This window comes from Wolbachia endosymbiont of Drosophila ananassae (assembly GCF_008033215.1).
Taxonomy (GTDB): domain Bacteria; phylum Pseudomonadota; class Alphaproteobacteria; order Rickettsiales; family Anaplasmataceae; genus Wolbachia; species Wolbachia pipientis.
The window spans coordinates 957,531-981,575 of record NZ_CP042904.1 but is presented as its reverse complement, the minus strand read 5'-3'; the positions used below and the strand labels follow the sequence as shown (position 1 = coordinate 981,575).

Genomic DNA, 24,045 nt, shown 5'->3' with positions numbered 1-24,045 from the left:
CTACCAGTAAAATAGTACCCTTTATACACAAATTACTGAATAAAAACTTTTATTTTGATAGCTTGAGCAATTATTCAAGTAATTGATGTGGAAGTAGGAGTACTAAGAGCTCCTACCCCAATAAGCCCACAATTTCTGCTTACACTTTTTTGACGCTAATTACATCGAACTCTTTTGAATGGCTTCCTTCAGTGGAATTATATAGCTAATATTCCTGTATAAGTTAATACTTAAGCTTGTACTCTTGCAGTATTTGAAGAGAGATTCTCAAGGGCGTTTTTTGTCTGTGGTTCACTAATCATAGTTTGAACGATATTAGCTGCCATAATAACACAGCCTAGAATAAAAAAAGGCGTAGAAACAAAATAAATAACAGAAGACTCAAAAAGCGACATAGATGCAATACCTCCTATTAGAAATGAAGCACTGGATGCTATATCAAGATAGATCTTTGTTAACTTTTTTTGTCCTGGAGTGTTTTTTATGCCAGATTTCTTATTAAGATTCTGTTGTCGGGAATGATCATTTAGTGACCATATATTTAAAGCAAACGAAAGTGCACTGAATATAGTGCCGGCAATACTAAAATACAGACTTAAGACAGGAATATTCAAGACCAATGCCGCTATGTATCCAATGAAAGAGATAGTAGATAGTGTAGTAACTAAGCGTTTCGAGTAAGTTCGTACCTTCTTTCTGTAGGCTAACTTATCTTTTTCACCATACATAGCATAAATATTACCTAATATGTTATATTATAACATTAATTAATTCAATAAGCAATATGGAAGCTAAGAGTGCCCGAGAGAAGACTTGAACTTCCACAACTTAAAAAGTTACTAGCACCTGAAGCTAGCGCGTCTACCAATTCCGCCACCCGGGCTTTTTATAGTTTACTATGTTAAAGTTAAATAATATACTTAAACAATTTTTAGTTCAAAGGTAATGCCAAATCTAGATCAAATATTTTTTGCTCAAAACAATGTTAATATTAATAACGTATATAAAATAGTCAATAACGCTTTGAGCAATAGCGATGGTGGTGAGCTGTTTCTAGAATTTTGCCAGTCGGAGTCCCTGGTTTTTGAGGATAACATATTAAAACACATGGACTTGAATACTAGAAGGGGATTTGGTTTAAGGTCTTTTTGTGAAGATAGTACATCTTTCGTTTGTTCTTCTGAGATCAGCGAAAAAGAAATTAGTAATGCTGCTTCTATGGTAAAAAGCTCAGTGTCTTTAAACAAGACAAATTCAATAAATTTAAACGAAGAGACAAAAAGCCTATATTCGAGGATTAACCCTATAAATGAAATGGATCTGAATTCAAAGATTAAGCTACTCAATGAGGTTAATGAGTATGTAAGGTCCAAAAATAACTGCGTGAAGCAAGTAAAAATAACTCTAAGTGGAGAATGGCAAGTTGTACAAATAATAAAGGGTGATCACAGATTAAGCGATATCAGGCCTCTGGTACGTTTTAATGTGCTAGTCATTGTAGAAAAAGATGGCCGTACCGAAAGAGGTTCTGCAGGGCATGGTGGAAGGGACTCTTATAGTAAGTTTATTTCTGAGAAAAAGTGGAAAGAAGTTGCAAACCAAGCGTTAGAACAAGCACTGGTAAATCTTGAAGCAATTCCAACTCCAGCCGGAGAAATGACAGTCGTTTTAGGTCCAGGCTGGCCAGGAATATTGTTACACGAAGCCGTGGGTCATGGACTTGAGGGCGACTTCAATCGCAAAAAAGTCTCAGCATTTTCAAATTCTGTGGGTAAACAAGTAGCAGCTAGTGACATCACAGTAGTTGATGACGGAACTCTGCCCAATTTGCGCGGCTCTATCAGCGTAGACGATGAAGGCACTCCACCCAGTTATAATATATTGATAGAGGATGGGATCCTAAAAGGATACATGCAGGATCATATGAACGCTAAACTCATGGGTGTAAGCCCAACTGGTAATGGTAGAAGAGACAGTTATAAAGAAGTTATTATGCCGCGCATGACAAACACCTATATGTTGCCCGGAAAGTATACACCGAAGGAAATAATATCTAGCGTAAAGAAAGGTCTATATGCAGTAAATTTCGGTGGTGGGCAGGTTGATATAACGTCAGGAAAATTTGTTTTTTCATCTTCGGAAGCTTACCTAATAGAAAATGGCAAAATTACACAGCCAGTAAAAGGAGCAACACTAATTGGTGACGGTCCAACAGTGTTGAAAAAAGTATCTATGGTTGGTAATGACTTAAAGTTAGATCCTGGTGTTGGCACATGCTCGAAAGATGGACAAAATGTGCCCGTTGGAGTTGGTCAGCCGACACTCAAAGTCGACGCAATAACTGTTGGTGGAACTGAGATATAGATAAGGGCTAAAACGGATTCCAGCGCACGGCGCACAGCTGTACAAACATTATGATTTGGAAGCAATTGCCACCAATAGGGTGTCATCCCAGTGTCTGGGCACTGCCTTTGTGTTTGAGGCAAAACTGGCTATAACATTTAACACACTGCTTTCGCAAATAAATGTTCGTACAGTTATGTGTCAGCTACTTGGATGACACTTTTGTACTTGATGCAAGATTATATCTTGAAAAAATTAAGTTTTAATGCTATAAAATAATTGTAAATTTTGTCTCCGTGGTAGCTTTATGAATGTTGAAAGTAAAAAAATACACGATGCTAAAATAAAATTACCAATATTTCTTGATTATCAATCTACTACTAAAGTAGATCCCCGTGTTTTAGAGGTGATGATACCTTACTTTGGTGAGTTCAGCAATGCACACTCTCGCAGCCATTCATTTGGTTGGACTGCTGAAGAAGCAGTGGAAAAAGCAAGGAAACACATCGCTGATCTGGTGAACGCAGATAGCAAAGAAATTATCTTTACCTCAGGTGCAACTGAGTCAAATAATACGGCAATCAAGGGTGTTGCTCACTTTTATAAAAATAAAGGAAATCATATAATAACTGTCTGCACGGAGCATAAGTGTGTTCTGGATTCTTGTCGGCATCTGGAAAATGAAGGCTTTAAAGTTACATATTTGCCTGTTAAGCAAAACGGAATTATAGATTTATCAAAGCTTGAGGAAGCAATTACTGATCAAACAATCCTGGTTTCAGTGATGATGGTAAATAATGAAATCGGAGTAATTCAGCCTGTCAAAGAAATTGGTGTAATATGTAGAAAGCATAATATATTTTTCCACACAGATGCAGCTCAAAGCTTTGGAAAAGTTCCAATTGATGTTAATGAGATGTGCATTGATCTTATGAGTCTCTCTAGCCACAAAATTTATGGACCTATGGGAATAGGCGCATTATATGTACGTAGAAAGAATCCTCGTGTTAGGCTGATACCACTAATTAGTGGTGGTGGACAGGAAAGAGGCATGCGTTCTGGAACAGTTCCAACACCTCTTGCAGTTGGTTTTGGTGAAGCGGCACGTATTGCTAGAGAAGAAATGAAAAAAGAAACAACTAGAGTGGAAGAATTAAGGGATATTTTGTATAACAAGATAAAAGAAGCGTTTCCTGATATCGTTTTAAATGGTGATTATGAAAATAGAATTCCTGGCAACCTAAACTTGAGCTTTCCCTATATTGAGGGTGAGTCTCTCATCATGGCAATCAAGGATTTAGCAGTAAGTTCTGGTTCTGCGTGCACGTCTGCGTCTCTTGAGCCTTCCTATGTAGTACGGTCGCTAAATAATGGCCATGACCTTGAGCATTCATCAATTAGATTTGGCCTAGGCCGATTTACAACTAAAGAAGAAGTTTTGTATGCAGCAGATCTTGTTGCTAAAAATGTTGGCCGACTGAGAGAAATGAGCCCACTTTGGGAGATGGTACAAGAAGGAGTAGATTTGAACACCGTGAAATGGGACTCTCATTAAATGTATCCGTTCCAACTGCAAATGCACTTTGAAATTACTCTGTACCGTTCACACTTAATTCTTCAATCTCACTAATAGAAAGGCCAGTAAACTTGACAATAGTGTTGACATCAACATTATTAGCCAGCATTGCTTTTGCGACTTCAATTTTCCCTTCCTCTTTACCGATTTTGATGCCTCTTTCTTCGCCAATTTGGATGCCTTTTTCAGTAGCAAGGTCAAGTCTGTATTCAAGAATGGCTTCTTCTTTCCGTAGATCCATTATTCTTTCTTCATAAGCTACTAAATCTTTTTCATTCCAGCTAAACCTGTCTAATTCATCGTAGGCTAACTTTATTATTGGTGCTTTTTCTGCTATTTTCCTTAAGTCTTCTTCCGTAGTTTCATCTGCATATTTGAAGAAAAATAACCAACGATCCACTATGCTTTCTAGCTGTTCTTCCTTATTCTTAGGAAATTTAGGTAGTTCAATAAATACAAATTGAAAATCTTTTAAGTCATGCTCATTGGTTTTCTCATCTCTTATAGTGTGGCTGGATATATAATCAAGCTTATCAGGAAATAAATTACAATTAGAGATAGCAATAAAGAAAACCTTCTTTAAATCAATGTACTTACCAGATTTATCAGCTTGCCTTGAGTAAGCCTTAGCAGCATATAATTGAGCTCGTTTTTCGAAGCCTTTATCGCGAGTAAGCTGGTCAGGTAAGGAAGCAGTATTACTACTACCCCCTCCCTTAGAAACGCAGCATGCAGGTTTCCCCACACTACGCTTGAGCCCCTTATCTAAGTTCTTCTTTTCTAGAACCGGCTTGTCCTTCATGATTCCTCAGGAAACATCATTCTTAATGGTGACACCAACAGTAGAGAACCTTCTCTTGAGAAAGAGCTTGCTAACATTCTTGTTCGTTTCACTCTCTCATCAAAATACTTTTTCCATTTTAAGTCAAGGGGATTTGCATCCGCTCTGATTTTAACATGTCGTCTGATAGGTATATCAATCAGCTTAAGCAGTCTTAAATACCGTATCTCTTTTGGTTTGTTCTTGCATATGGGTGCAGCAAAGACCCATTGGCGTTGACCCATTACTTTGAAGTAACGATTCTTTATCCAACGTAATCCTTTACGAGGATGTCTTTTCTTTGCCCATTTCCATAAACTATGCCAAATTTCATTGTCGATCTTTCTAAACGCTTTTTTAGCACACACATGGTGATAGTAATTTCCCCATCCTCTCAGTAGAGAGTTGAGTGACTTAATTACTATAGCCTGAGTGTTCTCTATATTTGCTTTTATCAATGTACGTGCTTTATTAAGAAGTCTTTTAATACTTTCTTTCGAAGGTTTAATAATTAACTTCTTATTATATCTACGTACATTACAACCAAGAAAGTCAAACCCTGTTGTGATAGATGTAATCTTTGTCTTCTCTTCTGAAAGAATTAAACCTCGCTCATGAAGAAAAGATGATACTAAAGGCTTAACTTCATTTTCCAGTACTTCATGTGTGAAACCTGAAATAATAAAGTCGTCTGCGTATCTGATTACGTTCACTCCACTTCTGATTTTGTTTCTTCTTCTACTGCCGAGTTTACCAAATCGACTTTCCAATAACTTTTCAAGTCCGTTTAAGGCTAAATTGGCTAGTATTGGAGAAATTATACCACCTTGCGGGGTACCTGCAGTTGTGGGATACAGAGTTTTCGATTCTAGGAAGCCAGCTTTTAACCAACTATGCAGAATTTTCTTCTCCATAGGAATATGCTTCATAAGCCATTCATGATTAATGTTGTCAAAGCATCCTTTGATATCACCTTCAAGTATCCATTGTAGTTGATTACGACTTGCCAGTAACAAATGACAAGCTACTGTAGCATCTGCACAGGATCTTTTAGGCCTAAAGCCATAGGAGTGACGATCACTGATTGTTTCAGCTATCGGTTCCAGAGCAAACAGATATAATGCTTGCATGGCTCTATCTTTTATCGATGGTATTCCAAGAGGTCTTCTTTTGCCATTAGATTTACTGATATAAATCCGTTTTAGCGGAGAAGGTTTATATCCTCTTTGCTTTAACTGCTTTATTCCTTGAAATTTAGCATTGCAAGTTGACCATAATTGACGATCTACACCCGCTGTGTTTTTTCCTTGGTTTTCAGTTACTCTCTTAACAGCCAAAGCTTTTCCGCTAAAAGAGCGTGTGAGAAGATGTTGTAAAGCTTTTACCTTACCCCATCTTCCTTTTTGGACAGCCTTAACAATACGTCTTTGTAGCCTCACAATAACTTTCTGGCATTTCTTCCATGGCAACTGCTTCCATGCTTCAAAGCTTTCGGTAGATGCACTTACAGGTTTACTTGTAATCATCTGCTTTCCTACCTTAAGTGGTTAACAAAGTTTCTTGTCACGAGGGACCAAACGGAAGTCTGCTCGTTTTCACGCGAATTAATGTTACAAATTCTATCCATTTCGTTACAAAATGGCATTCGCTTTCTCCATTCTCCTTTACCTGCACTTCCATCAGCATTCCTTGCGGTTTGCTTGCCATGTAGGCGAAAATACAGGCTTACCCTGTTCCTTCTGTCATACAACAGTGGGTTAGGTGACTTCTCTATACCGGTGGAGTTATTATTTGCGTACATCTAGAAATGAGAAATGTAACTTATCCACATTACCTTTTTGGTTAGAGCTTATCAGCATCTTTAGCTCCTTCATAATTACGATACTTTGAAGTTTCACTTACGTTCACCATACCACTAGCCTAGCTCTCCAACCACATGATGCTTGTAGTTTATGCTCCTCTCACGATTGAGCATCTTCTTTTTCAAGAGGAGGTTCATTGTCCGCATCGCTTGGCACCAACCGGTTGCCCGATTCGCACTGATGCGTAGACTCAGATGGCAAAACATCTGGTTTAATAAGTTTTAGAATCCTTTCAGTTTCTTTCTGGAGGAATTCCTCTCCTTTTAAACAATATGACCGAAGACTTTCAGGTCGCACCATTTCAATCACATACCTGGCCCCACTAGAATCCCTGCAAAGAACATCAACTATACTTTGTTTATCAGATGCAATTTCAGGATCCATTATAGTACTGAGGAATTCCACTTCTTGTATAGTATTTATCTCAGTAAACCCTAAAATATCATTCAAAAAATGTATGAGAATATTCTTATTTTTTTCAGTGCCAAATATTTTTTTGAAGGTCAAATCCAGCTTAGGGTCGAGAAACTTAGATAAAGCCATAGCCAAAGTGCTTAAAAATATTAATAATTATACACTATTATTAACAATTATTCAACCATATTTTTGAAGATAGCTATGCCGCCGCGAACCGTCATACCGCCGCGGTATCTCTAGATCCCGCTAACAAGCAGCGGGATGACGAATTACTTAACCGTCATACCACCGCGAACCGTCATACCGCCGCGGTATCTCGGCATAGATTCCGCTAATTAGTAGCGGAATGACGATTGTGTATCGTGTTTTGCTAAAAATCACAGAATGCAGTCTGGTTACATTACTCTAGCTATACGCAACAACTTTACTTTCAACAATTTTGTGAGCAATAATACGACTTTCACAATCAATATTTATTATATCAGATAGTGAATTAATATCGGTATAACTACCAAAACTTTCCATTGTTGATTCCACTACCTCTACTATTTCCAAAAAGCCGATTCGTGACTTCAAAAATTCATTAACAGCTATTTCATTTGCAGCATTGAGCACAATACTGTTTGTTTGTGGAGTAGAAGAGTTTAACACTTCCATGCTAAGCTTTAGCACAGGGAAATGCTTATGGTCTGGCTCTTGAAAGGTCAATTTTCCTTGCTTTGTTAAATCTAATTTATAATTTAAAACTAATCTTTCTGGCCAAGATAGAGCATATGAAATAGGAATTGCCATGTCAGTTTCTGCAAGCACAGCAAAGTTGAACCCATCCTTATAAGTTACAATTCCATGTACTATTGACTCAGGATGCACTACTGCTTCAATTTTATCCGGGCTGATGTTAAACAAGTTATGTGCTTCTATTATCTCTAGTGCCTTATTCATCATTGTTGCGCTATCAACCGAGATTTTCTTTCCCATATTCCAAGTGGGGTGACTAAGCGCCTGATCTACCATGATATTTCTTAATTGCTCAAGGCTATAATTTAAGAATGGTCCACCAGAAGCAGTAAGTATGATCTTTTCTACGCATTTGTCGTCATTTTGCAAAATTTGAAAAATTGCATTGTGCTCAGAGTCAATAGGGATTATTTGTACATTTTTTTCTTTAGCTTTTTTGAGTAATAACTTTCCACCGCAAACAATGCTTTCTTTGTTTGCCAATGCAATGACTTTGGTACCGCTTTCTATAACCTCCATAACTGGCCCAAGGCCTGCAATGCCAACTATTGCAACAACTGAGAGATCAACAGGTATAGCAGCAACATTTGTAGCACCAATTGCTATTTTTACATCTGTACCAAGTAGACTTTCTTTCAAATCTTTGTAAAGTCTTTCATCGGAGATAGCAACATATTTTGCATTCAGCAGTTTTGCTTGGTGTGCCAGTAGAGCAAAGTTCGAATGGGCACTTAGTGCTTCCACTTGGTATTCTTCTTTTCTCTTTGAGAGCAAATCTACAGTCTTTTTTCCAACACTTCCTGTTGACCCTAAAACTGAAACCTTTTTCACTAAGACAAACTCATAACAATAGCAACTTTTCTTGCGAACCCAACTATTCAATAGTTTTTAAGCGTTTAACCAAGTTCATGCCCGTGGTCATCGCCAACAGATGGTGAAGGACCAGGTGAAAAAGATTGACCATGGTGATCACCTGCATCATGCATGTCTTGCAAACCATCAGCATTATGAGCTATTTCGTTATTGGCATGAGGGTAATCATCTGAGTGATGTCCATCATCACCATGAGCCATATCCATTCCTTCTGATGGCATATCTTCCCCACCTCCACCTGAAAAATATTCTGCAAGGCCTTCAAGAAATTTTATGCCAAACATATTACCTGACTTTCCAAACAATGTTACTAAACTACTGCCACTCACCAAACCTTCAAACACGTTACTATAAGCAGCAATTGCTCCTTCATGAAAGTTGAACAACCATTTCATTCCATCGACAACTGTTGAAACAGAGTCACTATGACCAAGACCAAAACCACTTTTCTCACCAGCAGCCTCTTGGTGTTGCTGCTGCGCTTGCCATTCTGCAATGTTTGGACCTTGAGCTTCACTCATAAATTTTTACTCTCAACCTTAAGCTATTATTTTATCACAAATATTGCAAAATATCAATAGAGCTTTTGAATATAGCTAATACAAACAATTTCTGTCATCCTATATATAGCTAAACTGACTTACGACAATTTGAAAAACTATCATTTTCCAGATGACAGATTTTAACAAAAGCGTTGCGGTAAAGCATCAAGGCGCCGAATGCCAAAAGTTTTAAAATAAATCCTGCCTAGCAGCTTATTTGCTCAGTTAAAGAACTCCCAATTATATTTGTCTTGCATAAATCAAGAAGAGATGGTGGTGTTTGTTTTGTGTTATGGTTTACAGAGATATCTTTAAATGTATCACAAATTGTTTGTGTTATGTTTTGTGTAAGACTTACTCTTTCTCCAATTACGTTTGCAATATGAATACTGTCCTCTATCAATTTTGCTAGTAAAGACAGATCATCTGAATTTGTTATTCCTTTTTTTCTTAAAAATTCTTCTATCTCCTCAGTTTCTGGTATTGCTGATAAGTCTTGTATTGTTAAATCTTGAATTTTTGCTAAAGATTCTGGTGTAATTTGCTGATACTTCTGTGCCACAAAAAGCTCTGTAAACTTTCTTTTCAGTATTTTTTCCCATCGTTCTTCTAGAGTGGTATGCAGACCTTCCTCAAATTCAAACAACGGAAAAAAAAGGATGATTATTACCTGTAATCTAAGTATATTACTTACATCTGAAAACAGGTTCCCTTTAAAAATAAGTAAGTTAGAAAGGTAGCGGTTTATTTTATCTCTTACTTTTGAGATAAATCTGCCATCAACTAAATGTTCAACTTTAGTGTCTTCTATGATGGGAAACATTAGTTCATACCTATCTTTTATCGCTTCTTTGAGGAAAATCTGAAACAGATTAACACTTTTAGAAAAAACTCTTTCTGCTCGCTGATTATTATGTATTCCACTTAATAGAGCATAATCTTGTGCACATCCACGAAACTCACTATTTATGAAACGTGGGCGAAATGTATAAAAAAGCTTGTCCTCTAGATCCATATCATTATTAAACATACTATTTTTTCGCAACGTCCACAACAAGTTAATGTGATTCAATATTTCTCTCACTTTATTACCATCAAATTTTTCATCTGAAAGCACCCGTAGTATTTCATTCCGAGAATTGAATAATTTACTATTTAAAAGTGCATGAGTTGCTTCGGGATCTTTTTCAAAAGCAACTATTAGATTATCTAAAATATTTTTATTTTTACTTTTATCACCCAAGCAATCAAAGAATGCTAAAACTTCGTCAACATTTGCACAGTTTTCATATAGCTCGGTACTGCAGATTTTTCTAAGGACTCCAATGGGGATGCCCCTGAACTTATAAAACAACCTATTGTTTGCTAACAATAAGTGCAGATTACTTATATCAGAAGCTGCTGTTTTAAGATCAAAAATTTCCCTTAATCCCAAAAAAGTGCTATAGCCATTGCATTCTAATGTATGTGGCAGAACATTGTTAATATCATCAATATGTTTTAAATTATCAATCATATTTTTATCTTCCAACATTGAAGTGAGGTTATCAAACTCGCGTTCACTCATCTCTTTACGCAAAAAATATTTGATTATTAGCATTAAACTAGATTGTGCGCCCAAGTTAGAAGATAAATTATCAATTAAATCCTTTTTTAGAAACAACTTTTTTAAATTGTCTTGCATTACCTTCTTACTGTAGTACCCATTGTACTCATGTCCAAGAAATATGGAGAGGTATTCAGCCATTTGCACAGCAAGTATTTGTTTGTTTCTAAAGGCATCAGACATGTTTTTTACTAAGTCATTATTATCAAACAAATCTATAACATTGGATAACCGCGAAATGCACATATATTTCGGGTTTCTCACTGAAGATTCATTTAACTTGAGCAGTGTTTTAAGTAATCCTATGTCAATATCATTAACTACTTTAATAAGCTTTTCATGTGTGTTATAAATTTCATACAGACGGCGTTCACCATAACTATCTTTTTGGATTAAAGGTTTTAAGTTACTTAGGCCTAAATAATCGAATATGATTTTTGATTTCTCTTTATCGGAAATCTTAGTAGTGACATCTGTCACAAACTCTAGGTGTGTTTCATAGAAATGGAAAGGTGTATCATCTTGTATACTAAAGTCGTTATCTTTAAGAAGTGCTACTAATAGTTTTCTATTACTATCTTTTATCTTAAAAAAAGTTTTAGAGTCTTTTATATATGCATAAAAATCCATATTATGGAATTGAGTAATAGATAAGCTAAAAACTCTACTAAACTTAATTCCTTCCTTAATTCGCAAAGACAAAAAGAACTCAGGAAAAAGTGTAATTTTTGCGACTGTCAACAAAGTACTAATTGATAAATGTAGCACTAGAGCTAGCATTGCACATGGCAAATATAGCACTACTAATGGAGCAATAATAATATACTTTAATGCTTTGTTTATACTTTCTGTATTCCAGATGTTAAAAACCAAGAGACTTAATGCTACAAATGGAGCTGCTGCTATAAAGAACAGTGCTATAAGTGGTAACATTATAGCTTGATATAAACGTTTTCTTATGTGCTTTACTGCCATTATAGTTTCGTAATTACTACTTCAATTAAACATACTTTAAGAATCGAGCTTTGTCAATTTTTATGTTAAACTGTTTAGTACTCACAATCTCGTTTGTGAACCTATAGCTATATATAACGAATGAATTTTTTTATATATTGGTTATTAGTATTTTGTATTTCCTGAACAGTTCCATGGGAAATGATCTCCCCTTCATATAATACTGCTATTTTATCAGCTATTTTAAATGCACTATGAATATCATGTGTAATCGTGATAATTGTAGGGTTAAGATCTCTAGATAATTTTATTATTATCTCGTTTACTATATCTGACATAATTGGGTCCAATCCTGAAGTTGGTTCATCCAAAATAATGATTTCTGGATTGTGTGCAATCGCCCTTGCAAGTGCCACTCTTTTTTTCATTCCACCTGATAGCTCTATTGGAAACATATCTGCTATGCTTTCCTCCAGTCCAACATCATTTAACTTCTCGATTGCTAGCTGTTTTGCCTCTTTTTTGCTGATATTAAAGCGCTTTTTATAATTAAAAGATATATTTTCCCACACTGTAACGTAGTCAAATAAAGCGGAATTTTGAAATAAAACCCCAAATTTATTTTTGCTTTTACTATTTATTTTAACAGACCCTGAGTCTGGAGCAAGCAAGCCGATAATTGTTTTTGTTAATACAGATTTGCCGCTTCCTGAGCCACCAAGTATGACTAATGATTCCCCTTTTAATATATCAAAATTTAGATCTTTTAGTACTGTCCTATCATCAAAAGATAAGCTTAAGTTCAATATTGATATTATGGGGTTACGCATGTATCAAAGTAATCATGTAGTTTGCTAAAATGATCAGTATGGACGATAAAACAACAGTTGATGTTGTAGCAACACCTACTCCTCGTGCACCTTCTTTGCAATGGTAACCGTAATAGCAGCTTGAGACAGAAATTATGGCGCCAAATACAGTTGCTTTTATTAGCCCAGTTATAAAATCATACGTATTAAAGAACTGAGCTGTGTGTTTAATGTATATATTTAAATTGTGGTTAAATTCGAAGACTGCAGTGATACATCCTCCAAATATTCCTATTAAATCTGCACATACTGTAAGTATGGGAAATACTATGATTGACGCTAAAATCCTTGGTGCAATTAAATATTTAAAAGGGTTGATGTTCAAGGTTGTAAGTGCATCTATTTGCTCGGTGATGCGCATTGTACCAATTTCTGCTGCAACTGATGATCCAACCTTTCCTACCATTATTAAGCTGATCAAAACTGGTCCTAACTCTTTAATGATAGTGATCGTAACAAGTTTGGGTATTATCTGTTCTTGGTTAATTAATGGGTCACTCAAGCTGCTTTGTAAAACTATCGCCGCTCCTATGAAAACTCCAGTGAGCCCAACAATTGGCAGAGAGAAAAAGCCTATCTCTATAATTTGTCTTGCTACGTTGCTAAAATAATATGGCGGCACAAGGCAGTGGTATAGAGATTGAATAAAAAATATGAATGCACTACCAAGCCTTAACAAAAAATTGATAAAGTACCTACCAATTATTCTAACACTATTTATATCAAAAAAGCTCACTTTGTATTCATTTTAGCTAGAGGTTAGTCTTACTGATTTTATTAAAATTTTTATTAACTTTATCGCAAAGTATAGCTGAGATATGTTTTAAGTTCGATATACTTGATGTTTTAATTTATAGCTAACCCAAGAAAGGTTTCCCTATGTCATACCGCAATTCATTCGCGGTATAGATTCCACTAACTGGTAGCGGAATGACGGTTTTTCAAATTGTAGAGCCACTTTAGCTATAGAACTCAATTACATAAGCAAACCTTACTTATTTTACTATCCCTGTTTACTTCCTGTAAAAAACATGTTACTAATGAATTGAATTTTGTAGTAGAATGGAGGAAGTTTTGGCAGTTCCAAAAAGAAAAAAGTCAAAGTCAAGGCGTAATATGCATCGTTCTCATCATGCTATTGAGCCTAAGAATGTTGTGGTATGTTCAACAACTGGGGAATTCATGTTGCCTCATAACGTAGCAGTTGATGGCAGTTACAAAGGAAAACGGGTTTTCATCAAGCAACAGGCAGAGTGACTATTATGATATGTTATCTACGGTCAATAATAATATAGTTATTGCACTTGACGCTATGGGGGGAGATTTTGCGCCTCTTTCCGTAATTCATGGTGCTGGTTTTTTTTTAGACAACCTTGTTGACCCAGGCATTAAAGTTTTTTTTCATATTTATGGAGATAAGGAAGAAGTATCTCCTTTGCTTTTGAAATATAAAAAAGTAAGTAACAATTCTGAATTTACTCATTGTTCTGACAATGTCCTTGCAAATGATAAGCCATCTTTTGCGCTGAGACATCGTAAAGACTCAAGTATGAAAGCTGCAATTGTTGCAGTGAAAGAAGGTAAAGCTTTCGGAGTGGTATCTTCAGGCAACACCGGAGCGTTGATGGCAATTTCCAGATTTGTTTTAGGAACATTACCAAATATTTATCGTCCTGCTATTGCCTCTATCTGTCCCACTAAGACAAAAAGCTTCGCTTTGCTTGACCTTGGTGCAAATGTTGATTGTAATGCCGACTCATTATTTCAATTTGCGTTAATGGGTAGTATATTTGCAAAAATAGCATTAAAAATTGACAATCCTGAAGTTGCTTTGCTAAATATCGGCACAGAAGAAGTTAAAGGTAATGACTCAGTGCGCGGCGCTTTTGAGTTGCTTAAAAACGCTCCAGGCATTAATTTCAAAGGGTATATAGAGGCAAGTGAATTTTTAGAGGGTAATATAGATGTGATTGTTGCTGATGGTTTTGTTGGCAATGTAATGCTCAAAACGGCTGAGGCAACCGCTAGTACCTTTATCAATCTAATAAAGCAGGAAGTATTCAATTCGTGGATAGCGAAAATGCTTGTTGGTATATTGTTAAAATCCAAACTAAATAAAGCTTTAACGCGTTTTAATCCCAAAATTAGAAGTGGAGCTATGTTTTTAGGGCTGAATGGTATCATCATTAAAAGTCATGGAAATTCTGATGCTATTTCTTTTGCCCATGCCATAAAATTTGCAGTAAATGCAATTAGTGAAAATTTAAATCAAAAGATAATTAACGGGGTAAGTCATATTGAATAAAAGTTTCATATTAAGCACTGGATCTTACCTACCAAGAAAAATGTTGAGTAACAACGAAATTGCATCGATAGTTGAGACGAGCGATGAATGGATAAGGCAGAGAACAGGAATAGTTCAAAGGCATATAGCAGATGAAGGAGAACTAACGTCAGATCTAGCTGTAAATGCAGCAAAAAGTGCTATAGAAAAAGCTAAAATTTCAGTAGATGAAATTGACTTGATTATAGTTGCTACAACAACTCCTGATAAAACTTTTCCTAGCTGTGCAACGATTGTACAAAGTAAGTTAAAATGTAAAAACGCATTTGCTTTTGATGTACAAGCAGCATGCTCTGGTTTTATATATGCAGTTACAGTTGCTGATTCGCTCATAAAATCTAACAATAGAATTAAATATGCATTGGTTATAGGTGCTGAAATAATGTCTAGGATTGTTGATTGGGAAGATAGGTCAACTTGTGTACTCTTTGGTGATGGTGCTGGTGCAGTGGTGATGAAATCAGAAATGGGTAGAAGCGGCATCATATCAACAAACTTATACTCTGACGGCAATGTGGACATACTATGTACGAACGGAGGGATATCCTCAACTGGTGATTCTGGAAAAATATGCATGAATGGAAGAGAAGTGTTTAAACATGCAGTGGATAAGTTAACAGCCTCAGTAGAGGAAACTCTGAAATGCAATAATTTGAAAATCACTGATATTGACTGGTTAATTCCCCATCAAGCAAACATTCGTATTATTGAAGCAGTAGTAAAGAAATTAGATTTTCCTATAGAGAAAGTGATTAATACCGTTGATAAGCATGCAAACACCTCAGCGGCATCAATTCCACTGGCCTTAGACTATGCAATACAAGAATCAAAAATAAAATCAGGAAATCTGGTACTGCTGATTTCAATAGGTGCAGGCCTGACCTGGGGTTCCGTGTTGCTGCACTATTAGACTTCCTGCATTACCTCCTGTCATCCAAGTACCCTCTTTGTCATTCCAGTGCCTCTTTCTCCTGTCATCCCAGTGCCCCCTTTTGTCATCCCAGTAGCCCCTTCGGTGTCATTCCAGTCTGGAATCCAGTTCTTATTGTACATTCACCTGGTGTAAAGTTAAGTTTCCTGGATCCCAGTGTCAGCTACTCGGATGACAAAAAAAGGAGCACTGGAATGACAGCAGTCCTACGTCATACCGCGATTCATTCGCGGTATCTCTAGATCCCGCTGGGATGACGGTTGTCGTTTAGCCATAAATATTTAAGAAATTTACCAAATAAAAAAAAAGGCAAAAGAAGCCCTGGGGTTATTATCCGCTTTAAAATATTGGCGTTTTTTATGTTTTAAACGCTTGACAAGCGAAATTCAGCTGCTTTTAATTGCAACTAACCTACGCTGCAAACGTTTAAGAAATTTACTAAGCAGAAAAAAAGACAAAGAATCCCCGAGTTAGCTAGTCTTTTACTATCTCTGTCGAGTATTGGCATTTTTTGATGTCTTGTAACGCTTTGTAAGCGCGTTCAGCTTATTTAGATAAAAATCTAGATGTAGATGAAGTTTTGTAAAGACATACAGTATCTATATACTGCAAAAAATTGAACATAAGACGCCGATACATTAAGTAATCCTTACCTTTTAATCTGCAGATTGGCGAAAGCAAATACAATAGCTTCATTTTCATGATAAGGGAGCTGGCGAGGTTTGTCAAGGAAGTTTTTCTTTCCCGTGAATTCCCTTTGAGGTTGAATATTGAAAGTTAACCGGAGAATTGTGGATTACTTTGTATATGTCATAACAAGCCATGGCACTCTCAGCAAAACCACTTAATATTAACTTTAGTTTGCCTGAATAAATAGCTATATCTCCGATTGCATATATCCTATCTCTACTGGTTTTAAGTGTAGCTGGGTCGACAACTATGCGGCTATGTTCTAACTGTATACCCCAATTGTTTATTGGACCAAGATTCATTGACAATCCAAAAAATGGCAGCAAAAAATCAGCGGATATTTCTTTTTCTTCCTTAGAGGCAATGTTTTTTACTATCACTGTGCTCAATTGCCCATTACCTCCTGCTAGTTCGTGTAATTGATATGGCACTACCAGTTCTATCTTTCCATCACTTTCAAGTGATTCTAATTTATTTCTAGTTTCAGGAGTGCAGCGAAATTCCTTTCTCCTATGTATCACATAAATTTTCTTCGCAACTTTAGAAAGTTCTACAGTCCAATCAGCCGCAGAATCACCCCCCCCTGCAATGACTATAGTTTTATCCTGAAAATCGGAAATTTTATTTACACTATAAAATACAGATTTATTTTCATATTCTAATATACCACTTAAGGGTGGACGGTTAGGTTCAAACATTCCATTACCTGCAGCAACAATAACAGCCTTACATTTTACCTCTGTACCTATGCTCGTTATGATAGTAAAGTTTTCACCTTCGTTATTTGAAATCTTTTCTACTTTTTGACTTAAATGGTAAATAGGCTTAAATGGCGAAGCTTGCTCCATTAGTTGCTCAATTAATTTTTGGGCAGTAATTACAGGATAACCAGGTATATCATATATTGGCTTTTCTGGGTAAAGAGCTGTGCATTGTCCTCCTGCTTGATCCAAAACATCTATTATATGACATCCCATATCAAGCATTCCCGCTTGAAAAGCAGTGAATATTCCAACAGGTCCTGCACCTATTATTACTATATCGGTTTTCATATTCAGATGGTGATCTATTTATAGATATTAGCTTTCTTTGCTAACAAGGTCAATTTACAAAGGGATGTATTTTTAAAAGATGTGGCTAGATTAGACAAGATTTCCAGCGTTATGAACCACATAGTCCAAATAAGCTCTAAAAATCAGCTAGCATAGCGAGATGCTGTGCGGACGGAATGGGATTCGAACCCATGGTACGCTCATCACGTACGTCAGTTTTCAAGACTGGTGCCTTAAACCGCTCGGCCATCCGTCCATTTCTTTTCTATCACAACATTTGATTTTAAGCAATCTATAAAAGCTTTACTTGCCCACGCAAAAGTTGCTAAACACACTACTCAATATTTCCTCAACATCAATAATTCCAATCACCGCACCAAGTTCAAATGCAGCAAGCCTCAAATCTTCAGATATCAACTCAATTGGATTATCGATATTAAAACGTTGTAAATGTTCCAGTGCTTTCTGCATGTGATTCCTATGTCTTTGCCGAGTAATCACAGGAGTGTCTCTATCATGCCCAAATTTTTCCTCTGCCTTCTCTTTTATGAGAGAGATCAATTTGTTTGTACCTATTCCCTTTAGAATAGAAACGGGTAAAAGATCTATGCCATTAATTTTTATATCGTGATTATTGATAACATCGTCAGCTTTGCTCAATACATAAATAGTATCGCTATTTACAACGTTGCAATTGATATTAGGACGCTGTTCAAAAGGAAATAGTTCTATTCTTAAATCAGCTTCAAAAGACCTCTTTTTCGCTCGACTTATACCTTCTAATTCTATTGGATCTGAACTTTCACGAATTCCAGCAGTATCAGAGAGAATGATTGGGTATCCGCCAATGTCAATATGAGCTTCAAGTATATCTCTTGTTGTGCCTGCATATTCAGAAACAATAGCAATATCACGCTTGGCTAAGAAATTAAACAGAGTTGATTTACCGACATTTGGTTCACCAGTTATTACAATATGTAAACCCTCACGCAACCTTTCGCCCCGTCTATTATCATTTAAATGCTCTTGTATCAATCGCACGAGAGATTGCACTTCATTATTAATTTTTTCCAACTCACTTTTTTCTGCCCAAATGTCCTCTGGAAAGTCTATATATGCTTCGATTTTGGATTGTATCGTTATCAATCTTTGCCTCCAATTGCTGTATAGTCTCTCCAATTCTCCTGATATCTGCTTAATCGCTTGTTTAGCTTGCATTTTCGTCTCAGCATCAATTAAGTCTGCAATCCCTTCTATTTGCGTTAAGTCAAATTTACCATTTAGAAAAGCCCTAAGTGAGAATTCTCCAGGCTTGGCCATAACGAAAACTTTTGATAATTCCTCCAAGATGATTTTTATAACTGCCTTGCTTCCATGCACTTGTAACTCTATAACATCCTCGCCAGTGAAACTGTTTGGAGCAGGGAAATAGATGATTATTCCATTATCTATCAATTGACTGGAATCATCATATAGATCAACTAAAGTAGCAAATCTTGGTTTAATTTCTTTCTTAATATGAAAATGATTTAAAGCTTTAAGCGCGTAATTGCCTGAAATTCTGATTACTGCAACTCCTGACTTACCAAATACGGTCGATAAAGCGAAAATAGTTTCATTTGTGTTTGTCATTATTTATATAAACTACTTAGCAATGTTATACTTAAGGAACCAAAATACCTAAAAAGTCACCCAGGTGAAAATATTTATTTTGAAAACTGATAATATGATTTATAATGACTGACACAAGTTTTAAATATTTTATGCTCAAGAAATTAGCTTGGTACTGGTCTTTTGTAGAGTTAATTAAAGGGTTTGTTATTACATTAAAATATATGTTTAAGCCAAAGGTTACTTTGAGGTATCCTATGGAGAAGGGCCCTTTAAGTCCAAGGTTTCGTGGTGAGCATGCGTTGCGTAGGTATCCAAACGGTGAAGAACGATGCATAGCTTGTAAATTATGTGAAGTTATCTGCCCTGCTCAAGCAATAGTTATTGAAGCAGAGGAAAGAGAAGACGGTAGTCGCCGCACCACGCGCTATGATATTGATATGACAAAATGCATATACTGCGGACTTTGCCAAGAGGCATGTCCAGTTGATGCAATTGTTGAAGGTCCTAACTTTGAATTTGCTACTGAAACAAGAGAGGAGCTAATGTACAATAAAGAAAAGTTATTGCGTAATGGTGAAGTTTGGGAAGACGCAATTGCACTCAGGTTAAAGAAGAATAGGCCTTATTATTAATGTTCAGAGCTTATAACCCTGTTATCCATTATGATTTAGGGGCAGTGCCCACTAGGGGTGGTGTCATCCCAGTAGCTGATACACAACTGTACGAACATTTGTTTGCGAGGGCAGTATGTTAAATGTTATAGCCTGTTTTGCCTCAAACACAAAGGTGTCATCCCAGTGCTTGACACTGGGATCCAGTAAAATTGATTGTGAACAAGCACACTATACAACATTTTCAATGAAATTACAAAAAAGCTGGATTCCAGTGTCAAGCACTGGGATGACAAAGAGAGGGTTAGACAAAAGGGTCGATAAATGATTAGGATTACTTTTTCAGCCGAACAAAAAGTAAAAGAATACAGTGGTAAAGTTACTGGCTTTGATATATTACAACCGGATGTTTTGAAAGAAGCAATTGCCTTTAAGGTAAATGGTGAGTTGCATGATCTCTCACGTGAAATTGAAGCTGATGCAGAGATAGAGGTGATACAACTGAGTGACGAAGCGGGTTTAGATATAATAAGGCATGATGCTGCTCACATAATGGCACAGGCAGTGAAAGAGCTATTTCCTAATACTCAGATTACTATCGGCCCAACAATTCAGGACGGTTTTTACTATGATTTTGCTACAGGTCGTACCTTCACTACGGACGATCTTACCGCAATAGAAAAGAAAATGAAAGAGATTGTAAAAAGTAACCACAGATTTGTTCGAGAAGTTTGGACTCGCAAGCAGGCAATTGATTTCTTTAGTGATATAGGCGAAAAATATAAGGTTGATATTATCTCATCCATACCAGAGGGTGAAAACCTAACTGTTTATAGGCAAGGTGATTTTATTGACCTATGTCGTGGTCCGCACTCACCATCAACCGGCAGAGTTAAAGCGTTTAAACTTATGAAAGTAGCGGGTGCATACTGGCGAGGTGATGCAAAGGGCCCAATGTTGCAGCGAATATATGGTACAGCATGGAGAAATAAGGATGAATTAAACGCTTACCTTGAGTGCCTCAAAGAAGCAGAAAAACGTGATCACCGCAAAATTGCTAAGGATATGGATTTATTTCACATTCAAGAGGAAGCTGTTGGGCAGGTTTTTTGGCATGAACAAGGATATATTCTATATAATGTTCTTGAGTCTTACATCAGAAAGAAGCTAATAAATAATGGCTATTTTGAGGTAAAAACTCCTATTTTAGTAAGCAAAGAGCTGTGGGAAAAATCTGGACATTGGGATAAGTTTCGTGAAAATATGTTTATTGTTGATGAATCTGAAAGCAAAAAGCTAGCAATAAAACCCATGAATTGCCCCTGTCATGTGCAGATTTTTAATTCTCACACCAGAAGCTATCGTGATTTACCGATACGTATGGCAGAATTTGGTACGTGTCATAGGAATGAAAGCTCAGGCTCATTGCACGGACTGATGCGAGTGCGTGGTTTTACGCAAGACGATGCACACATTTTTTGTATGGAAGAACAAGTGAATTCTGAGACTATAAAGTTTTGTGACCTTTTAAAAGAAGTATATTCAGAGCTTGGGTTCAATGAAATTTCTGTGAAATTTTCAGACCGTCCAGATGTTAGGGCAGGAGATGATGAAGTGTGGGATAGAGCTGAAAAAGCGCTGCTTGAAGCCGTTAAAGAAGCGGGCTTGAGTTATGAACTGAGCCCTGGTGAAGGTGCATTTTATGGTCCAAAGCTAGAGTTTGTTTTGAAAGATGCAATAGGCAGAAGCTGGCAATGTGGAACATTGCAAGTTGATTTCATTTTACCAGAACGTCTGGGAGCTTTTTATATAGGAGCAGATGGGCACAAGCATCACCCTGTCATGTTACATAGGGCAATTCTTGGGACTTTTGAGCGTTTTATTGGAATTTTGATAGAAAATTACGCAGGAAAATTTCCAGTTTGGCTTGCTCCAACGCAACTTGCTATTCTGACCATTACAAATGAGGCTGACGGTTACGCCACAAAAATCAGCAATGTCTTAAAAGAACAAGGTGTAAGAGTCAAGACTGATTTGACCAATGAAAAAATTAGTTATAAGATACGTTTGCATAGTCTAAACAAGGTTCCTATATTGTGGATTGTAGGCAAAAATGAAGTTACCAGTAAAACTGTGTCAGTGAGAAATTTAGGATCGGAAAGACAGGAGTCTTTTTCTTTGGAGAAGGCTATTGAATTGTTGTTAAAAAGTATTAATTTGAATTAAGGGAGTTAAAGTTTGCAAGTTAAAAAGAACAATAAAAACAGAATTAATGGATTCATCACAGCTAAGGAGGTACGCTTAGTTGATCACAGTGGTGAAATGATCGGAATCGTGCTAATAGAACGAGCTTTGGAGCTTGCACAGGGTGTTGGTTTAGACTTGGTGGAAATTGCACCTGATTCAACCCCTCCAGTATGTAAAATTCTGGATTATAGCAAGCAAAAGTATGATATAAAAAAGAAAGCAAGTGAAGCAAAAAAGAAACAAAAAACATTAACTATAAAAGAAATTAAACTGGGTCCTAATATTGGTGATCACGACTACGAAACAAAATTGCGTCAAGCAAGAGACTTACTTGTCCACGGACATAAAATTAAAGTCACAATGAGATTTAGAGGGAGAGAGCTTATAAACACTGAAGTTGGACTGGAAAAATTAGAACGGCTAATTCGAGACACTGAAGATATCGCAAAGGTAGAATTGGCACCTAAAAGAGAAGGGAATCAATATTTTTTAGCTCTGGTTGCTAAGTAGCAAAACGGCTTAAGAAGTATAAGTAAAGTTAAATTATCGCTCTCTCTTTGATAACATGGCGAAAATGTCTTATTAATCCTTGAATCGGCCAAGCTGCAGCATCGCCAAGCGCGCAAATTGTATGTCCTTCTATTTGAGTTGTAAGGTCAAGCAGCTTATCTATTTCATCAGGTTTAATATCTCCTGCCACCATCCTCTTCATAATCCTCCACATCCATCCAGTACCTTCACGGCATGGTGTGCATTGTCCACAGGACTCATGCATATAAAAGTGTGATAACCTCTCTATTGCAGCTATTATATCAGTTGATTTATCCATCACTATTACAGCAGCAGTACCAAGCCCTGATTGTGCAGTTCTTAATGAATCAAAATCCATTTCAATAGTATCGCATATAGATTTTGGAATTAATGGCGCTGAAGACCCACCAGGTATTACAGCAAGTAAATTATCCCAACCTCCTCGCACTCCACCTGCGTATTTTTCAATTAATTCACGTAATGGAATTCCGAGCTCTTCTTCAACATTACACGGGTTGTTTACATGTCCTGAAATACAAAAGACCTTGGTACCAGTATTATTTGGTTTACCAAGAGATGTAAACCATTCTCCTCCGCGATTTAGAATATCTGGAACCATGGCTATAGTTTCAACGTTGTTTATTGTGGTTGGGCAGCCAAAAAGTCCAACACCTGCGGGAAATGGAGGCTTCATGCGAGGAAAGCCCTTTTTTCCTTCAATTGATTCAAGTTGAGCTGTTTCTTCTCCACATATGTAAGCTCCTGCACCCCTATGGATAAACACATCAAGATCATAACCTGATTTGCAGGCATTTTTTCCAATTAAGTTTTCTTTATAGGCTTCCTCAAGTGCTTTTTTCAGAACTAAATATTCATTATAAAATTCACCCCTGATATAAATATACGCAACTGATGCGCTGATCGCTCTGCTGGCCAGGAGAATTCCCTCAAGTAACTTATGTGGCTCATATCGCAATATATCTCTATCTTTACATGTACCAGGTTCTGACTCATCTGCATTGACTACTAAATATGCTTTTGGGAGATTTTTGGGCATAAAGCTCCACTTAAGGCCGGTGGAAAATCCTGCACCCCCTCGACCTCTCAAGCCAGATTTCTTTACTTCATCAATGATTTTTTCTGATCCTAAATCCAGTAATTCCTTTGTTTTTTGCCAACCACCACGTTTTTTTGCACCCTCAAGTAGTGGAGTTTCTTTACCATTTAGGTTGGTGAATATTTTGTCTTGTTCTTTTAGCATGTTTTTCAAAATTTGTGAGTGATCCCGACGCGATTCGAACGCGTGACCCACTGATTAAAAGTCAGTTGCTCTACCGGCTGAGCTACGGGATCATTTCATTTTTCAGCTATACTAAACATCAATACAGTTTTTATCCGTTTTAATCAAACTAAAATTTTCATGTG

The 24,045-nt window shown here is 36.7% G+C and carries 23 protein-coding genes, 3 tRNA genes and 1 pseudogene; 10 read left to right on the top strand and 17 right to left on the bottom strand.

What is annotated here, in order from left to right; translation table 11 throughout:
• Window positions 1–230 precede the first annotated feature (230 nt).
• Together EA652_RS04800 and EA652_RS04795 are read right to left on the bottom strand one after the other, a co-directional pair.
• Window positions 231–728 (bottom strand): hypothetical protein, encoded by a 498-nt coding sequence (locus EA652_RS04800; protein WP_012673329.1) that lies wholly within the window; start codon window positions 726–728, stop codon window positions 231–233.
• Between the two features lie 70 nt (window positions 729–798).
• Window positions 799–883 (bottom strand) — tRNA-Leu (locus EA652_RS04795).
• A 62-nt stretch (window positions 884–945) separates the two neighbouring features.
• On the opposite strand from EA652_RS04795, the gene tldD reads away from it, so the two are divergent.
• From tldD to EA652_RS04785, 3 genes are all read left to right on the top strand, one after another.
• Window positions 946–2,364: a metalloprotease TldD gene (gene tldD / locus EA652_RS04790; protein WP_012673328.1), complete on the top strand. Its 1,419-nt coding sequence runs from the start codon at window positions 946–948 to the stop codon at window positions 2,362–2,364.
• Between the two features lie 55 nt (window positions 2,365–2,419).
• Window positions 2,420–2,560: a hypothetical protein gene (locus EA652_RS06970; RefSeq protein ID WP_153296798.1), complete on the top strand. Its 141-nt coding sequence runs from the start codon at window positions 2,420–2,422 to the stop codon at window positions 2,558–2,560.
• Between the two features lie 90 nt (window positions 2,561–2,650).
• Window positions 2,651–3,898 (top strand): IscS subfamily cysteine desulfurase, encoded by a 1,248-nt coding sequence (locus EA652_RS04785; protein ID WP_006280131.1) that lies wholly within the window; start codon window positions 2,651–2,653, stop codon window positions 3,896–3,898.
• A gap of 34 nt (window positions 3,899–3,932) precedes the next feature.
• Here EA652_RS04785 and EA652_RS04780 read toward each other — a convergent pair whose 3' ends face one another.
• From EA652_RS04780 to EA652_RS04740, 9 genes and pseudogenes are all read right to left on the bottom strand, one after another.
• The gene (locus EA652_RS04780) at window positions 3,933–4,721 is read right to left on the bottom strand and encodes an Rpn family recombination-promoting nuclease/putative transposase (RefSeq protein ID WP_006280130.1); all 789 of its coding nucleotides are present in this window, start codon (window positions 4,719–4,721) and stop codon (window positions 3,933–3,935) included.
• Window positions 4,718–6,265, bottom strand: coding sequence for a group II intron reverse transcriptase/maturase (gene ltrA / locus EA652_RS04775; RefSeq protein WP_007548398.1), 1,548 nt, complete (start codon window positions 6,263–6,265; stop codon window positions 4,718–4,720). The genes EA652_RS04780 and ltrA overlap by 4 nt, the downstream gene beginning before the upstream one ends.
• A gap of 37 nt (window positions 6,266–6,302) precedes the next feature.
• Complete coding sequence (locus EA652_RS07045) at window positions 6,303–6,446, bottom strand: hypothetical protein (protein WP_019236827.1); 144 nt, start codon at window positions 6,444–6,446, stop codon at window positions 6,303–6,305.
• 452 nt (window positions 6,447–6,898) lie between these two features.
• Window positions 6,899–7,144: pseudogene (locus EA652_RS07475) on the bottom strand (PD-(D/E)XK nuclease family transposase); the annotation flags it as partial.
• A gap of 279 nt (window positions 7,145–7,423) precedes the next feature.
• The gene (dxr, locus tag EA652_RS04760; protein ID WP_007548967.1) at window positions 7,424–8,587 is read right to left on the bottom strand and encodes a 1-deoxy-D-xylulose-5-phosphate reductoisomerase; all 1,164 of its coding nucleotides are present in this window, start codon (window positions 8,585–8,587) and stop codon (window positions 7,424–7,426) included.
• Window positions 8,588–8,652: 65 nt separating this feature from the next.
• Window positions 8,653–9,150, bottom strand: a complete 498-nt coding sequence (locus EA652_RS04755; RefSeq protein ID WP_007548965.1) for a hypothetical protein — start codon at window positions 9,148–9,150, stop codon at window positions 8,653–8,655.
• Window positions 9,151–9,376: 226 nt separating this feature from the next.
• Window positions 9,377–11,752, bottom strand: coding sequence for a hypothetical protein (locus EA652_RS04750; protein ID WP_007548963.1), 2,376 nt, complete (start codon window positions 11,750–11,752; stop codon window positions 9,377–9,379).
• Window positions 11,753–11,859: 107 nt separating this feature from the next.
• Window positions 11,860–12,561: an ABC transporter ATP-binding protein gene (locus EA652_RS04745; protein WP_007548961.1), complete on the bottom strand. Its 702-nt coding sequence runs from the start codon at window positions 12,559–12,561 to the stop codon at window positions 11,860–11,862.
• Complete coding sequence (locus tag EA652_RS04740) at window positions 12,554–13,336, bottom strand: MlaE family ABC transporter permease (RefSeq protein ID WP_006280452.1); 783 nt, start codon at window positions 13,334–13,336, stop codon at window positions 12,554–12,556. Before EA652_RS04740 ends, EA652_RS04745 begins: the two co-directional genes overlap by 8 nt.
• A gap of 338 nt (window positions 13,337–13,674) precedes the next feature.
• Between EA652_RS04740 and rpmF the strand changes: the two genes are divergently transcribed.
• From rpmF to EA652_RS04725, 3 genes are read left to right on the top strand one after another with little or no spacing between them, the layout of a single operon-like run.
• Window positions 13,675–13,857: a 50S ribosomal protein L32 gene (gene rpmF / locus EA652_RS04735; protein ID WP_010962967.1), complete on the top strand. Its 183-nt coding sequence runs from the start codon at window positions 13,675–13,677 to the stop codon at window positions 13,855–13,857.
• 10 nt (window positions 13,858–13,867) lie between these two features.
• The gene (plsX, locus tag EA652_RS04730; protein ID WP_007548959.1) at window positions 13,868–14,905 is read left to right on the top strand and encodes a phosphate acyltransferase PlsX; all 1,038 of its coding nucleotides are present in this window, start codon (window positions 13,868–13,870) and stop codon (window positions 14,903–14,905) included.
• Window positions 14,898–15,854: a beta-ketoacyl-ACP synthase III gene (locus EA652_RS04725; protein WP_010962965.1), complete on the top strand. Its 957-nt coding sequence runs from the start codon at window positions 14,898–14,900 to the stop codon at window positions 15,852–15,854. Before plsX ends, EA652_RS04725 begins: the two co-directional genes overlap by 8 nt.
• A 20-nt stretch (window positions 15,855–15,874) precedes the next feature.
• Here EA652_RS04725 and EA652_RS07315 read toward each other — a convergent pair whose 3' ends face one another.
• From EA652_RS07315 to mnmE, 4 genes are all read right to left on the bottom strand, one after another.
• Entirely contained in the window at window positions 15,875–15,997 is a 123-nt protein-coding gene (locus EA652_RS07315; RefSeq protein WP_255317430.1) for a hypothetical protein, read from the bottom strand.
• A gap of 603 nt (window positions 15,998–16,600) precedes the next feature.
• Window positions 16,601–17,617, bottom strand: coding sequence for an NAD(P)/FAD-dependent oxidoreductase (locus EA652_RS04715; protein WP_012673326.1), 1,017 nt, complete (start codon window positions 17,615–17,617; stop codon window positions 16,601–16,603).
• A 168-nt stretch (window positions 17,618–17,785) separates the two neighbouring features.
• Window positions 17,786–17,873: transfer RNA gene (locus tag EA652_RS04710), tRNA-Ser, on the bottom strand.
• A 47-nt stretch (window positions 17,874–17,920) separates the two neighbouring features.
• Window positions 17,921–19,249, bottom strand: a complete 1,329-nt coding sequence (mnmE, locus tag EA652_RS04705) for a tRNA uridine-5-carboxymethylaminomethyl(34) synthesis GTPase MnmE (RefSeq protein WP_012673325.1) — start codon at window positions 19,247–19,249, stop codon at window positions 17,921–17,923.
• Window positions 19,250–19,380: 131 nt separating this feature from the next.
• On the opposite strand from mnmE, the gene nuoI reads away from it, so the two are divergent.
• From nuoI to infC, 4 genes are all read left to right on the top strand, one after another.
• The gene (gene nuoI, locus EA652_RS04700) at window positions 19,381–19,863 is read left to right on the top strand and encodes an NADH-quinone oxidoreductase subunit NuoI (RefSeq protein ID WP_038199316.1); all 483 of its coding nucleotides are present in this window, start codon (window positions 19,381–19,383) and stop codon (window positions 19,861–19,863) included.
• Window positions 19,864–19,978: 115 nt separating this feature from the next.
• Window positions 19,979–20,170, top strand: a complete 192-nt coding sequence (locus tag EA652_RS04695; RefSeq protein WP_007550132.1) for a hypothetical protein — start codon at window positions 19,979–19,981, stop codon at window positions 20,168–20,170.
• A complete protein-coding gene (gene thrS, locus EA652_RS04690) occupies window positions 20,167–22,068 on the top strand; it encodes a threonine--tRNA ligase (RefSeq protein ID WP_012673323.1) in 1,902 nt (633 codons plus the stop codon). Before EA652_RS04695 ends, thrS begins: the two co-directional genes overlap by 4 nt.
• Before the next feature lie 12 nt (window positions 22,069–22,080).
• The gene (infC, locus tag EA652_RS04685; protein WP_012673322.1) at window positions 22,081–22,599 is read left to right on the top strand and encodes a translation initiation factor IF-3; all 519 of its coding nucleotides are present in this window, start codon (window positions 22,081–22,083) and stop codon (window positions 22,597–22,599) included.
• Window positions 22,600–22,627: 28 nt separating this feature from the next.
• Here infC and nuoF read toward each other — a convergent pair whose 3' ends face one another.
• Together nuoF and EA652_RS04675 are read right to left on the bottom strand one after the other, a co-directional pair.
• Window positions 22,628–23,881, bottom strand: coding sequence for an NADH-quinone oxidoreductase subunit NuoF (gene nuoF / locus EA652_RS04680; RefSeq protein ID WP_012673321.1), 1,254 nt, complete (start codon window positions 23,879–23,881; stop codon window positions 22,628–22,630).
• 19 nt (window positions 23,882–23,900) lie between these two features.
• A tRNA-Lys gene (locus EA652_RS04675) sits at window positions 23,901–23,973 on the bottom strand.
• Between the last annotated feature and the right edge of the window lie 72 nt (window positions 23,974–24,045).

Bases quoted from the DNA above. Each gene is read 5' to 3' on its own strand.
- ltrA (WP_007548398.1), bottom strand. From the start codon at position 6,265: ATGATTACAAGTAAACCTGTAAGTGCATCTACCGAAAGCTTTGAAGCA.
- nuoF (WP_012673321.1), bottom strand. From the start codon at position 23,881: ATGCTAAAAGAACAAGACAAAATATTCACCAACCTAAATGGTAAAGAA.
- EA652_RS04780 (WP_006280130.1), bottom strand. From the start codon at position 4,721: ATGAAGGACAAGCCGGTTCTAGAAAAGAAGAACTTAGATAAGGGGCTC.
- EA652_RS04715 (WP_012673326.1), bottom strand. From the start codon at position 17,617: ATGAAAACCGATATAGTAATAATAGGTGCAGGACCTGTTGGAATATTC.
- thrS (WP_012673323.1), top strand. From the start codon at position 20,167: ATGATTAGGATTACTTTTTCAGCCGAACAAAAAGTAAAAGAATACAGT.
- EA652_RS07045 (WP_019236827.1), bottom strand. From the start codon at position 6,446: ATGGCAAGCAAACCGCAAGGAATGCTGATGGAAGTGCAGGTAAAGGAG.
- EA652_RS04695 (WP_007550132.1), top strand. From the start codon at position 19,979: ATGTTAAATGTTATAGCCTGTTTTGCCTCAAACACAAAGGTGTCATCC.
- EA652_RS04750 (WP_007548963.1), bottom strand. From the start codon at position 11,752: ATGGCAGTAAAGCACATAAGAAAACGTTTATATCAAGCTATAATGTTA.
- tldD (WP_012673328.1), top strand. From the start codon at position 946: ATGCCAAATCTAGATCAAATATTTTTTGCTCAAAACAATGTTAATATT.
- plsX (WP_007548959.1), top strand. From the start codon at position 13,868: ATGTTATCTACGGTCAATAATAATATAGTTATTGCACTTGACGCTATG.
- nuoI (WP_038199316.1), top strand. From the start codon at position 19,381: ATGCTCAAGAAATTAGCTTGGTACTGGTCTTTTGTAGAGTTAATTAAA.
- EA652_RS04800 (WP_012673329.1), bottom strand. From the start codon at position 728: ATGTATGGTGAAAAAGATAAGTTAGCCTACAGAAAGAAGGTACGAACT.
- EA652_RS04755 (WP_007548965.1), bottom strand. From the start codon at position 9,150: ATGAGTGAAGCTCAAGGTCCAAACATTGCAGAATGGCAAGCGCAGCAG.
- EA652_RS07315 (WP_255317430.1), bottom strand. From the start codon at position 15,997: ATGTACAATAAGAACTGGATTCCAGACTGGAATGACACCGAAGGGGCT.
- mnmE (WP_012673325.1), bottom strand. From the start codon at position 19,249: ATGACAAACACAAATGAAACTATTTTCGCTTTATCGACCGTATTTGGT.
- EA652_RS04745 (WP_007548961.1), bottom strand. From the start codon at position 12,561: ATGCGTAACCCCATAATATCAATATTGAACTTAAGCTTATCTTTTGAT.
- EA652_RS04785 (WP_006280131.1), top strand. From the start codon at position 2,651: ATGAATGTTGAAAGTAAAAAAATACACGATGCTAAAATAAAATTACCA.